Here is a 12,951-nt window from a genome sequence, read left to right on the forward strand (position 1 = left end):
GAAGATGTAACGGGGCTCAAACCAGGCACCGAAGCCGCGGATTCACACTTATGTGTGAGTGGTAGGGGAGCGTTCTGTAAGTCTGCGAAGGTGTATCGAGAGGTATGCTGGAGATATCAGAAGTGCGAATGCTGACGTAAGTAACGATAAAGGGGGTGAAAAGCCTCCTCGCCGGAAGACCAAGGGTTCCTGTCCAACGTTAATCGGGGCAGGGTGAGTCGACCCCTAAGGTGAGGCCGAAAGGCGTAATCGATGGGAAGCAGGTTAATATTCCTGCACGACTTGTAATTGCGATGGGGGGACGGAGAAGGCTAGGTGGGCCAGGCGACGGTTGTCCTGGTGAAAGTGCGTAGGTGGTATCGGTAGGCAAATCCGCTGATACAACACTGAGACACGAGACGAACACACTACGGTGTGGAAGCCATTGATGCCCTGCTTCCAGGAAAAGCCTCTAAGCTTCAGATTACAAGTCATCGTACCCCAAACCGACACAGGTGGTCGGGTAGAGAATACCAAGGCGCTTGAGAGAACTCGGGTGAAGGAACTAGGCAAAATAGAACCGTAACTTCGGGAGAAGGTTCGCTCTTGACAGTGAAGTCCCTTGCGGATGGAGCAGTTGGGAGTCGCAGTGACCAGATGGCTGGGACTGTTTATCAAAAACACAGCACTCTGCAAACACGAAAGTGGACGTATAGGGTGTGACACCTGCCCGGTGCCGGAAGGTTAATTGATGGGGTTAGCGCAAGCGAAGCTCTTGATCGAAGCCCCGGTAAACGGCGGCCGTAACTATAACGGTCCTAAGGTAGCGAAATTCCTTGTCGGGTAAGTTCCGACCTGCACGAATGGTGTAACCATGGCCATGCTGTCTCCACCCGAGACTCAGTGAAATCGAATTCGCCGTGAAGATGCGGTGTACCCGCGGCTAGACGGAAAGACCCCGTGAACCTTTACTACAGCTTGGCACTGAACATTGAACCTACATGTGTAGGATAGGTGGGAGGCTTTGAAGGCGTGACGCCAGTTGCGCTGGAGCCGTCCTTGAAATACCACCCTTGTATGTTTGATGTTCTAACGCAGGGCCCTGAATCGGGCTCGCGGACAGTGCCTGGTGGGTAGTTTGACTGGGGCGGTCTCCTCCCAAAGAGTAACGGAGGAGCACGAAGGTTGGCTAATCCTGGTCGGACATCAGGAGGTTAGTGCAATGGCATAAGCCAGCTTAACTGCGAGACGGACAGGTCGAGCAGGTACGAAAGTAGGTCATAGTGATCCGGTGGTTCTGAATGGAAGGGCCATCGCTCAACGGATAAAAGGTACTCCGGGGATAACAGGCTGATACCGCCCAAGAGTTCATATCGACGGCGGTGTTTGGCACCTCGATGTCGGCTCATCACATCCTGGGGCTGAAGTCGGTCCCAAGGGTATGGCTGTTCGCCATTTAAAGTGGTACGCGAGCTGGGTTCAGAACGTCGTGAGACAGTTCGGTCCCTATCTGCCGTGGGCGTTGGATGATTGAAGGGAGTTGCTCCTAGTACGAGAGGACCGGAGTGAACGAACCTCTGGTGTTCGGGTTGTCACGCCAGTGGCACTGCCCGGTAGCTAAGTTCGGAATCGATAACCGCTGAAAGCATCTAAGCGGGAAGCGAGCCCTGAGATGAGTCATCCCTGACCCCTTGAGGGTCCTAAAGGGCCGTTGGAGACCACAACGTTGATAGGTGGGGTGTGTAAGCGCGGCGACGTGTTGAGCTAACCCATACTAATTACCCGTGAGGCTTAACCATACAACACCCAAGAAGTGTTCTAAGGCTTGTAACAGATACCAAGCGAACTACTAATTCAGTGATAATGACCTAGTCGTTATTCACGTCAGCTTTCTAGATTAAGAATTTGCCTGGCGGCCATAGCGCCGTGGAACCACCTGATCCCATGCCGAACTCAGAAGTGAAACGCGGTAGCGCCGATGGTAGTGTGGCATTCGCCATGCGAGAGTAGGACACTGCTAGGCACTCAATTAAACAGCGATGTGAAGAATCACGTCACTGGCTGCGAGGATGACACCTCAGAAAATGCAGCAGAAGATTTAGCGAAAGCTAACCGAATGCGGAGCGGTAGTTCAGTCGGTTAGAATACCGGCCTGTCACGCCGGGGGTCGCGGGTTCGAGTCCCGTCCGCTCCGCCACTAATTTTAAGGCCTTCCCGATTGGGAAGGCCTTTTTGCTATGGGCGTTTTTGTCCATAAGTCCCACAGATTTGTACGCAAGAACCAACACAAAGCCCGGTTTCATAACCGGGCTTTTGTATTTTTAGCGCCTTAAACAGCCAGTTGTAGTGGTCTAATCATCCCGGACACCATTTTAGGTGGTACTGTCGCCACCATGACCTGAGGTGTTCAATGACAAGATTACGTCGCTCATTTACTGCCGAATTCAAACTCGAAGCCGCATCCCTGGTGCTCGACCAGGGATATTCTGTCCCTGAAGCCAGCCGTTCACTGGATGTCGGTGAAACCGTGCTCCGTCGCTGGGTTCAGCAACTGCAATCCGAACGAACTGGCACAACCCCAATCGGCAAAGCACTGACTCCGGAGCAGCAGAAAATTCAGGAGCTGGAAGCCCGTATCAACCGGCTCGAACGTGAAAAGGACATTCTAAAAAAGGCAACTGCTCTCTTGATGGCGGACGAGTTCACACGTATGCGCTGATAGACCGATTAAGGGAGCAAGCCCCCATCACCCTGGTCTGCTGCGCTTTCGATGTGCCCACTTCCTGTTTTTACGATTATCTGGCTCGCAGGCGGGCGATTAACCGTGAGCGTATGCAGCAGCGCAGCGAGTTGCGCCGGTTATTCAAAGAAAGCCGGAGCTCAGCGGGCAGCCGTGCCTTGATGTCGATGATGCGGGAGTTGGGGTATCAGATTGGTCGATTCAAAGTACGTAACCTGATGAAGGAGGCCGGACTGGCATCCAAACAGCCGGGCGCACACCGTTATAAGGTGGCACGGTCAGAACGACCGGATATTCACAATCTGCTGGCCCGAGAATTTGATGTCCAGCAACCCAATCAGGTGTGGTGTGGCGATATCACCTACGTCTGGGCCGGTGGTCGTTGGCATTACCTGGCAGCGGTGCTTGACCTGCACACCCGGCGGGTCGTGGGCTGGGCGATGTCTGATAAGCCTGATGCAGAATTGGCAATCAAAGCACTGGAGATGGCCTATCAGCAGCGGGGTTGCCCATCCGGTGTGCTATTTCACTCCGACCAGGGCAGCCAATATGGCAGTCGGGCATTTCGGTAACGACTGTGGCGCTATCGCATGACCCAGAGTATGAGTCGGCGTGGAAACTGCTGGGATAACGCCCCGATGGAACGGTTGTTCAGAAGCCTGAAGTCAGAGTGGCTCCCGGCTATGGGATATATGAGCTTGCGAGAGGCGAAGCGGGATATCAGTTACTACCTGATGGATTACTACAACTGGCGGCGTCCACATCAACACAATGACGGGATACCGCCAGCACAAGCCGAAGAACGGCCTAACCAAGTGTCCGGATTTAGTTGACCACTACAAGTGTTAGCATTTATCTACAGGAAGAGAACTAAAACCCTGTCACCTCCACCATTTGCTATCTATATCAACCCCTTATCTGATGGATTACTGGCCATTTTAACTGGTTTACTTTTGGCCAAACTCTGTTCATGGCGCGCGATTAGGGTTGTATCTCGCTTATAACTCGGTAGAGTAAGGACATCTTGAGTTTGCCTGTCCCGCGCTGGGTTTGCCGGGTTCCAGGTGTAACTTGGCCAGTTTTTATCAACCTTAAGTCAGTGGTATCGATATGGAACAAGTAAACAAGTCCACCTTCAGCGATGTACTGGAATATGTGCGTATGTCCCGTCGCCAGAACAAACTCAAGCGTGAAATTGCGGATAACGAAAAGAAGATCCGTGACAACCAGAAGCGCGTACTGCTGCTCGACAACCTGAGCGACTACATCAAGCCGGGCATGAGCATTGATGATGTACAGGCGATCATCGCCAACATGCGTGCCGACTATGAAGAGCGCGTGGATGACCACATCATCAAGAACGCCGAGCTCTCCAAAGAGCGTAAAGAGCTGAGCACCAAGCTGAAGGGCATGAGCTCTCACAAATAAGCGTTCAGCTTTCGCTTAAGAGACACCGGCCACTGGCCGGTGTTTTGTTATCAGCTCGGATCTCTGCCACTCCTGCAACAATCGGCTCCCCTTTTTAGAATTGCCCTGTTACCATCACCACTAAGCGGTCAATAGTTTCAAGCCATTGACTTGAAAAGACTAAGCTTGAGTGAAACACAATAAATTGCGCAACCATGGTGGGGCTGATATGGGCGCATCAGAACAGACGGATTTGACACAAGTGGCATCTCAAGATTCATCTGTCCAGACCTCGGACGGGAACCCAAAGCGCATGCGCCGTCCCTGGTGGCGTTGGCTGTTCTGTTTTCTCTTTTTATTGTGCCTGGGGGCGGTGATCGCTCTGGTTGGCTATGAGATGAAAACCTCGAAGCTGCAATCTCAGGAGATCTCCCGCTATGCCGCCAAGCTCACCTATCAGGTCGAGCCTGGCCAGAGCAAGCAGATCGCCTTCCCTGAGGATGGCCCGTTCGACAAGCGGCTCGGCTATGTGCAGCTGCCGATGATGCAGGAGCGCCTGCTGCAGCGGGGTTATGAAGTCAGCAAGCAGGTGCATTTCTCCGACGCGCTCTATGACTACGCCAGTCGTGGTTTCTTCGTGCCCTATACCGAGAAGGTGCAGGCCGGTTTGACGCTGCACGATTGCCGCGCCGAGCCCTTCTATCAATTCAAGTATCCGACCCATCACTATCCGGATTTTGACTCCATTCCGCCGCTCGTCATCCAGTCGCTGCTGTTTATCGAGAACCGCGACTTGCTGAGCAACGAAGAGCCGTTGGCCAATCCGGCGGTCGACTGGCCCCGTTTTGCCAAGGCCGCGCTCTCTCAAGTGGGCAAGGCGCTCGATATGCAGGATCAATCTGCCGGTGGCAGTACCCTGGCGACCCAGGTGGAGAAGTATCGCCACTCGCCGGATGGCCTGACCCTGTCGCCGACCGAGAAGATCCGTCAGATGGCCTCTGCCAGCGTGCGGGCTTATCGTCTCGGGCCGGAAACCCTCGAAGCGCGCAAACTGGTCGCCTGGGCCTACCTCAACTCGGTACCGCTCTCGGCTGCGCCGGGATATGGTGAAGTGCATGGTCTGGGAGATGGTCTCTGGGTCTGGTTTGGTGCCAATGTCGATGACGTGAACCGTCTGCTGAACCCCGCCCGCAACCAGAACGCACCGCTGGCCGAACAGGGGCTTGCCCTGCGTCAGGTGGTCTCGCTGATGATTGCGCACCGCCGTCCCTCTTACTATCTGGCTCAGGGGCGAGAGGCATTGGCTACCCTGACCGACAGCTACCTGCGCCTGTTTGTGCAGGAGGGAATGATCACGCCACCACTGATGGAGGCGGCGCTCAAGGCCAAGATTACGTTTCGTGATTTCCTGCAGTCCCCGGCTATCACCCGGGTGAACAACAACAAGGGGTTGCAGGTTGCCCGTACTCGCCTGAGCCGTCAGCTCGGAGTACAGCTCTATGACCTCGACCGGATGGACCTGACCGCCGATACCAGCCTCAATATGCCGTTGCAGAACGAAATCTCCCGTTATCTGCAACAGCTGGCCGACCCGACGTTTGCCGCTCAGGTAGGGCTGTTTGGTGAGCGCCTGCTCTCGCCGGAGAAGACCGGCGATGTGCGCTACAGCTTCACCCTGTTCGAGAAGTCGCCGGAAGGGTTCAAGGTGCGGGTACAGACCGATAACACCGATCAGCCGTTTGATATCAATGAAGGCTCCAAGCTGGAGTTGGGCTCAACCGCCAAGTTGCGGGTGCTGACTACCTATCTGGAGATTGTGGCCGAACTGCACGACAACTATGCCGGGATGCCGGTCGAGAATCTGCGCAAGCTGGCTGCCGTCTCTCAGGACAACCTCAGCCGTTGGGCCATCTCCTATCTGATGACGGCTCAGGACAAGAGCCTGCCTGTGATGCTGGAAGCGGCGCTGGATCGCAAATACTCCGCCAGCCCCAACGAAGGGTTCTTTACCGGTGGCGGCATGCACACCTTCAACAACTTCCGCCGCGAGGATAACAATCGTATCCCGACGTTGCGTGACTCTCTGCGTGAGTCGATTAACTTGCCCTTTGTGCGGCTGATGCGCGATATCGTGCGCTACAGCCTCTACAAGGAGGGCAACCGTGCCCAGTTGCTGAAGGATGACAAGGATCCCCGCCGTCAGGAGTATCTGGCCAAATTTGCCGACAAAGAGGGGCAGACCTATCTGCTGCGCTTCTGGCGCAAATATCGCGGCAAGACTCCCGAGGAGCAGCTCGATACCTTCCTCGACGGTCTCAAGCCGAGTGCGGTACGTCTGGCGGCGGTTCACCGCTACCTGATGCCGGAAGCCAGCGAAGCCGCATTTGCTGCCTTCCTGGCGGAGCGGTTGCCGAGAGAGAAGCTGAGTGCCAAGCGGGTTAATCAGCTCTACGTCAGCTATGGTCCGGGCAAGTATTCACTGCCGGATCAGGGCTACATCGCCCGGGTTCACCCGCTGGAGCTGTGGCTGCTGGCCTATCTCAAGGAGTTCGACAAGGCGACCTTTGCCGACGCGGTGGCGGCCAGTCGTGACGAGCGGCAGGAGGTCTACAGCTGGCTGTTCAAGACTCGCCATCGCAGTGCCCGTGACAGCCGGATCCGCACCATGCTGGAGGTGGAAGCCTTCCTCGATATCCATCAGCGCTGGGCCAAGCTCGGTTATCCGTTCGACCATCTGGTGCCTTCGCTGGCGACCGCCTTGGGCAGCTCCGGCGATCGTCCGGCTGCACTGGCCGAGCTGATGGGGATTATCCAGAATGGCGGTGTCCGCTCGCCAACTTTGCGTATCGAGCACCTCTCGTTTGCCAAGGGAACGCCCTTCGAGACCGAGTTTGAGCCGCAGCACACCGAGGGCACTCGGGTGATGCCGGCAGAGGTGGCGGCCGCCCTGCGCAGTGCGCTCTCCAAAGTCGTTGAAGGGGGCACGGCAAGACGTATCGCCGGAGCCTTTACCCTGCCGGATGGCACTGTGCTGCAGATGGGGGGCAAGACCGGAACCGGGGATAACCGGATTGAAACTGTGGGTCGTTATGGCAACGTGACCAGCTCACTGGCGCGCAACCGCACCGCGACCTTCGTCTTCTATCTGGGTGAGGATCACTTCGGTACCCTGACCGCCTATGTACCGGGTAGCCAGTCTGACAAGTTCCGTTTCACCTCGGCGCTGCCGGTGCAGGTGCTCAAGGGGATGGCACCCCTGCTGACGCCTTACCTGCAACCGGGTTCCCATACCCAGTGTCTGGCGAACCAGTGATGCGCACGAATTACCGCTCATCACGCAGATAACTAACCAGAAAAAACGGGGAGGCTGACAGCCTCCCCGCTTTTATTTCCTTATCGGACGCAGCGACGCTCGATTGCGATCAGGCGTTCAGTACGAACTGCTCGATCACCTGAGCCACACCATCTTCATCGTTGCGGGCAGTGGTGTGCTGGGCGAGCGCCTTGATCTCGTCGGTGGCATTGCCCATCGCCACACCGAGGCCTGCGTATTCGATCATGTGGCGATCGTTGCCCGCATCCCCGACGCAGATCACCTGATCGGCGGTCAGGCCAAGGTGCTCGGCCAGCGCTGCCACGCCTGTTCCCTTGTTGCTCTGCTTGTTCATGAACTCGAGGAAGAAGGGGGCGCTCTGTACCACGGTATAGCGCTCATAGAGCTCTGCAGGCAGTCGCTCGATGGCGCGGGAGAGCTGGGGCGGCTCGTCGATCATCATCACCTTCATGATCTGCTCGTCGGCAGGCAGGGTGGCGAAGTCGATCAGATTGATCGGCATGCCGATCAGGCGGGATTCGTGCTCGGTGTAGGTGCTGACACGGGGACTGATCAGGCCACGGGTGACCGAGAAACCATGGACGTTCACTTCCAGATCATCAGCCAGTTTGGCGACGGCGCTGGCGTCACTGCCGGTCAGCAGCTGGCTGCGGATGATGCGCTGATCAGCCACCTGTTGCACCAGAGCGCCGTTGTAGCAGATGACGTAGTCATGCTCTGTGGTGAGGCCGAGCTCTTCCAGATAGCGGCTCATCCCTTCCAGCGGGCGGCCGGAGGCCAGCACAACGGTGACCCCTTTGGCGCGCGCGGCGCTGATGGCGGCGTGGGTGCGGGGAGTAATCTGGCCCTGCGGGTTGAGCAGGGTGCCATCCATATCCAATGCGATCAGCTTGTACATCTCTCACTACCTGAGTCTGGGTGGCCCGCCCGGTGGGGCCAAGGAAGTGGCGAGTGTAGCGAAAATCGGCGGCGGGATCACGGCCGGTTCAGCGATGCGGCCGTGCCGGTTGATCTATTTGTGCCCCTCGTAAGGGGTCATCTCGAGGGTTTCATCATGGATGGTCAGACGGGTAGGGCCTCGGGTGATGGTAACCTTGCGTTTTAAGCTGGCCATCTCGACCTCGATGCCGGAGTAGAGGTGCTGGGTGGCAATGACCTCCATCTGAGCCATCAAGTTTCGCAGCTCCTCCTGGTTGGCGGTGAGCTGCTCATCGAGCTGGGCCAGTTCGGCCAGCTGATGGTCCCGGATCGGTTTGAGCTTGCGCAGGGTATCCGGATTGCGCTTGTCGCCGGGCAGTTGCAGCAACTTCATGACCAGCTCCTTGATTTTCTCCAGCTGGGCCTGACACGCCTGCTGGCGCAGCTTGAGCTGGTGTTCCTGCTCCTTGTGGGTGAAGTAGCCGCCAAGGATCTGCAGCCGGGTATGGTTGGCGGCCTCGGCCCCCAGGCTGGGAGCCATGATCAGGCGATTGGCAATGCTGGTACCCCCCAGCAGAGTGCCTTTGCGCATGTTGCTATCGCCTACCTTGATATCTTGTCCGCTGCGGGAGTAGCAGTGGCTGAGCTGGCTCTGGATCTGGATATCCCCCCCGCTTCCAGCTGGGCATACTGGGCGTAGCTGGCGTGGATCTCCCCTTGTGCATTGAGCTGGCAAAGGTACTCTCCCTGCTCGTTGCGGCGGCCAATGATGCCGTGGCGTACCGTAATGCTGCCCCCCGCCTCGATCCAGCCCCCTTCGATAAAGCCGCCGATGACGATGTCACCGCTGACCCGGATCTTCATGCCCGGGTTGACGTCGCCGCTGACGATTAAGCCCCCTTCAAAATCAATGTGACCGTGGCGGGCATCCACCTGTTTGACGCTGAGCACCTCGTCCACCTTCATGCCCGCTTTCTCCTGACAGGGCAGGCCCGCCCGACCGGCAATCAGCAGGTCGGGATCGTCGGGGGAGATGAAGGTGCCCTCACCAGCACTCATCGGACTGTCTTTGCCATCCTTGGCGGGCAGGTCCTGACCGGTCACGGTAAAACCGGGTACCCCGACGGTGGCCGGATGACGGCGCATCAGCGGAGCGCCTGCCTTGACGGTGACGATGGAGCCGAGATCCCGCAGGTCGACCTTGCCATGACCCAGCTCCTGCGGTTTGAGGATCCGTTCGGCCGGGGTCTCCACCAGCCGCTCATAGCGAGTGTCCTGACCATTGACGGCAGGCTGGCCGTTGGCAATCACCAGCTTGAGCTGACTGCCGGGGGCGGCCTCCTTGGCTGACTGGATGGCAGCGGTGAGCAGTTGCTCACTCACCCCCTGTTTGATTTCGCTGATGGCGATCGCCTCTTTCAGCTGTTCCAGCGTCACATACTTGCCACCCCAGTCGGCAGTGATCTGGGCGATGGCGCTCATGCGATCTTTCTCCACGATTACGGCGAGTCGGGCATCCTGACGCTTGCCGACAGGGATGGGGTTGGCGGGGACGGGGGCGGCAGGGTTGGTGAGCAGGGTATTAAGCAGGCTGATGGCCTGTTTGATCCCCTCGGGCAGCGGCTGATAGCGGCGACAGTTGGAAGCGAGCAGCAGAGCCTGCACATCCTGTTCCGTGACAGGTTTGGTGAGACCGGCGGCAATCCGCAGGCAGACCAGTTCCATATCGCTTGATAGCAGCAACCACTCTTTGCTTAACACCGCATCTCCTTGCTGGATGAGAACGGAGCGATCGGCTCGCTCCTCTACTGTCATTTAATCTCTCAATGATTAATAAAGCGAGTCGCCAACCCTGAGAGTGGGCAGTATTCAGATATTTCCTCTGAATGGTCAATGAATTGAAGTCAAATCGGTGATGGCGGCCAGATAAATGTGGGCGCTGTTTGGAAACGGAGTGAAAAGACGGATCGCAGCGCCAGCGACATAGGGTCGCTGGCAGGGGAATGGCGGTTCTTATCAGCTGCGCTGGGCTGTTCTGGCCAGGGTGAGGTAATCGCCGAGCACCGGCAATCCCAGCAGATGGCGGCGCAGCATGTCGAGGGCGGCAAAGGCGAGGATCTTGCGGCGGCTCTTCGGGTCGGGATGGCTGACCTTGACCGTCTGACCGACGTGTTTTCCATCGGCGCTGAGCAGCAGTGGCACCCCCTCTGCGCCCTCTCGCCCTATGGTCAGTTGCAGGCCCGCATCGGTTGTCGGCAGTTGCGCCAGCTCATCGGCCAGTTGCGCGTTGAAGCGTGCTTCCAGCCGGGGATGGCCGTGACAAAGCGCCAGCAGCGCGCCGCCACTCTCTCCCTCCAGCAGAGCCAGCGGTTTGCCTTGCAGCAGCGCCAGGATCTGCTGCGCCGGTTCCGTATCTCCGCCGCCAACCAGCCAGGGGCGGACCGTATCCAGCAGCCGGCGCTCGGCACTCTCCATGTCAGCGGCACTGGCGCCGTGGCCGATCAGTTTCAGCTCGATAAGGGGCATGGAGGAGCGGTAACCCAGTTCAATACCAGCTGGCCAGGGTTCGGCATCCAGCATATCGCTGAGCGCCGACTCTGAGACGCCGAAGGTGTAAAAGCGACGCAGCTCGGTATCGATCTGTGCACCGGCCAGCTGTTTGAGGCGCGGCAGAATTTGCTCACGCACCATCTGTTTGAACTCGAACGGCACACCCGGGGTGAAGAAGAGCTGACTCTGGCCACTTCGCACCACAAAGCCGCAGGCGGTGCCGACCGGGTTGTCGAGGATCTCGCTCCCCTGTGGCAGCCATGCCTGTTTGGCATTGCTTTGTGCCATGGGGCGGCCACGGCTGGCGTAGCGCGCTTCGATGGTAGCGAGCCAGTCGGGGAAGAGGGTGAGCGGCTGGTCAAAGGCTTCAGCGGCCGCCTGAGCGGTCAGGTCGTCGGCAGTGGGCCCGAGCCCGCCACACACCAGCACCACATCGGCGCGGCTGGCACTCTCTTGCAGCACCGTTTTCAGGTCAGCGAGGTTGTCCCCCACCGTCAGGCGACGGCGCACCTGCCACCCCTGTTCCAGCAGCAGAGCGCTGAGCCAGGCCGCGTTGGTATCCACCACCAGACCCGTCACTATCTCGTCTCCGGTACTGATGATCTCGATACGCATGGCAGGCTCCTTGGATTAAACGGGTGGTAACGGTTGGCCTCGAGCCAACACAATCAGGCTTTGTTGTGTTCGAAGTAGTAGCTGATCCGGGTACGCGGATTGAGGTACTCGAACACGGCGGGCGGCAGCCGTTTGGGGTGGATCACCTTGGCGATCGACAGTTCGGCTTGCTGCAGGTCGATGATGGCCGCTTCCTGACGGGGAATGCGCGGATCGTAGACCAGCACCGAGGGGTAGAGCAGGCGGGAAGCATTGACCGACATCACCAGACCCACCTGACCATTGGAGAGTTGCACCACGCTACCGGGGGGATAGATCCCCATCAACCGGATCAGCATGCTGAGGTACTCCGGATTGAACTGCGCCTTGCGCTGCTTGTAGAGGCCGCTCAGGGCCGAGTAGGGCACCTTGGCCTGCATGTGGCAGAGGTTATCGTACTCGTTGATCAGCGACACCATCTGGGTCAGCGGATCGAGCTGGCCACCCTTGAGCCCTTCCGGCCCGCTGCCATCGAGATATTCGTGGTGATGGAGCACGATCCCCTTCGCCTCGGCCGGGAAATCCTTGGCCAGATTGAGCAGATCCAGCCCGTAGCGCGGGTGCTGGGCTATCAGGTTCTGCTCCGGCTTGGTCAGCGGCTCGGTCTTGCGCAGGATCTGGCTCGGGATCTTCAACTTGCCGATATCGTGGAACAGCGCCCCCATGCCGACCTGACGGATCTCGTCGGCCGTCATGCAGCACTCCTTGGCCAGCAGCATGCTGAGCACACTCACATTGAGGGAGTGGAAGTAGAGGTTGTTGCCATCCTCGCTGTCGGAGACCAGATGGAGCACCATCTCGTCCACCGAGAGCAGCTGTTCTGTCATGGCGTTGACCAGCTCCTGCGCCTCGCCGATGGCATTGAGGGGGCGTGACTGGATCTTGCTCATCACGCTGCGCACCTGCGCCAGCGACTGCTGGAACTGCTTCTCGCACTGCTGCAGGTTGCGGCGATAGAGTTGCAACTGCTCGATGCGGCGATCCTTCTCCTGCTGCATCTGGGCCTGACGCTGGGCGGCGTCTGCGCTCTCTTGTTGCTGAGGCTGTACCTGATTGAGAGGCTTGGGCGGAACGTCGCTCTTGTCGGGAATGATGGTGACCAGTTTCAGGCCGAGACGGCGGATCAGCTCGATCTCTTCTTCACTTTTGATCTTGAAGCTGGAAAACAGGAACGGGTGTTCGCGCCACCCCAGTGGCAGGGATACATAGTTGCCGACTTGCAGTCGATCTACGGAAATCTTGATACCGGTCATTATCTTGGAAGCAGGAGACACACTGAGCCGTATGCTAGTCAAAGGCGGGGGTGAATACAAAAGGTATCTGATGACAGGGCTGGAGCTTTATTATAGGCTTCTGGATGTCCAGACAT

General features: G+C 58.0%; 5 protein-coding genes, 1 tRNA gene, 2 rRNA genes and 2 pseudogenes (1 of these 10 running past the window's edge). 6 read left to right on the forward strand and 4 right to left on the reverse strand.

What is annotated here, in order from left to right:
- The 6 genes and pseudogenes from ACTG1K_RS05150 to ACTG1K_RS05175 form a co-directional block, all read left to right on the forward strand.
- Window positions 1-1,778 (forward strand): 23S ribosomal RNA (locus ACTG1K_RS05150); it begins 1,112 nt to the left of the window's first position.
- A 109-nt stretch (window positions 1,779-1,887) separates the two neighbouring features.
- Window positions 1,888-2,002 (forward strand): 5S ribosomal RNA (gene rrf, locus ACTG1K_RS05155).
- A gap of 97 nt (window positions 2,003-2,099) precedes the next feature.
- Window positions 2,100-2,176 (forward strand) — tRNA-Asp (locus ACTG1K_RS05160).
- Window positions 2,177-2,389: 213 nt separating this feature from the next.
- Window positions 2,390-3,552 (forward strand): annotated as a pseudogene (locus ACTG1K_RS05165) (IS3 family transposase).
- Window positions 3,553-3,829: 277 nt separating this feature from the next.
- The gene (gene tmaR, locus ACTG1K_RS05170) at window positions 3,830-4,147 is read left to right on the forward strand and encodes a PTS system regulator TmaR (protein ID WP_005336024.1); all 318 of its coding nucleotides are present in this window, start codon (window positions 3,830-3,832) and stop codon (window positions 4,145-4,147) included.
- 208 nt (window positions 4,148-4,355) lie between these two features.
- Complete coding sequence (locus ACTG1K_RS05175) at window positions 4,356-7,439, forward strand: transglycosylase domain-containing protein (protein ID WP_425855346.1); 3,084 nt, start codon at window positions 4,356-4,358, stop codon at window positions 7,437-7,439.
- 109 nt (window positions 7,440-7,548) lie between these two features.
- Here the strand turns inward: ACTG1K_RS05175 and yidA are convergent, their stop codons facing one another.
- From yidA to ACTG1K_RS05195, 4 genes and pseudogenes are all read right to left on the reverse strand, one after another.
- Window positions 7,549-8,358 carry a sugar-phosphatase gene (yidA, locus tag ACTG1K_RS05180; RefSeq protein WP_103251456.1) on the reverse strand — a complete coding sequence of 270 codons (810 nt, stop codon included), beginning with the start codon at window positions 8,356-8,358 and terminating at the stop codon, window positions 7,549-7,551.
- Window positions 8,359-8,472: 114 nt separating this feature from the next.
- A pseudogene (locus ACTG1K_RS05185) lies at window positions 8,473-10,139 on the reverse strand (FapA family protein).
- A gap of 255 nt (window positions 10,140-10,394) precedes the next feature.
- Window positions 10,395-11,543 carry a competence/damage-inducible protein A gene (locus ACTG1K_RS05190; protein WP_440004896.1) on the reverse strand — a complete coding sequence of 383 codons (1,149 nt, stop codon included), beginning with the start codon at window positions 11,541-11,543 and terminating at the stop codon, window positions 10,395-10,397.
- 53 nt (window positions 11,544-11,596) lie between these two features.
- On the reverse strand, window positions 11,597-12,835 hold the full coding sequence (locus ACTG1K_RS05195; RefSeq protein ID WP_440004897.1) for an HD-GYP domain-containing protein: 1,239 nt from the start codon (window positions 12,833-12,835) through the stop codon (window positions 11,597-11,599).
- Between the last annotated feature and the right edge of the window lie 116 nt (window positions 12,836-12,951).

Origin of the sequence: Aeromonas sp. 102P (assembly GCF_051920345.1) — a bacterium.
In the GTDB taxonomy this organism is placed as follows: Bacteria; Pseudomonadota; Gammaproteobacteria; order Enterobacterales; family Aeromonadaceae; genus Aeromonas; species Aeromonas veronii.

Coding starts and splice junctions, on each gene's coding strand:
- yidA (WP_103251456.1), bottom strand. CDS start 8,358: ATGTACAAGCTGATCGCATTGGATATGGATGGCACCCTGCTCAACCCG.
- ACTG1K_RS05190 (WP_440004896.1), bottom strand. CDS start 11,543: ATGCGTATCGAGATCATCAGTACCGGAGACGAGATAGTGACGGGTCTG.
- ACTG1K_RS05175 (WP_425855346.1), top strand. CDS start 4,356: ATGGGCGCATCAGAACAGACGGATTTGACACAAGTGGCATCTCAAGAT.
- tmaR (WP_005336024.1), top strand. CDS start 3,830: ATGGAACAAGTAAACAAGTCCACCTTCAGCGATGTACTGGAATATGTG.
- ACTG1K_RS05195 (WP_440004897.1), bottom strand. CDS start 12,835: ATGACCGGTATCAAGATTTCCGTAGATCGACTGCAAGTCGGCAACTAT.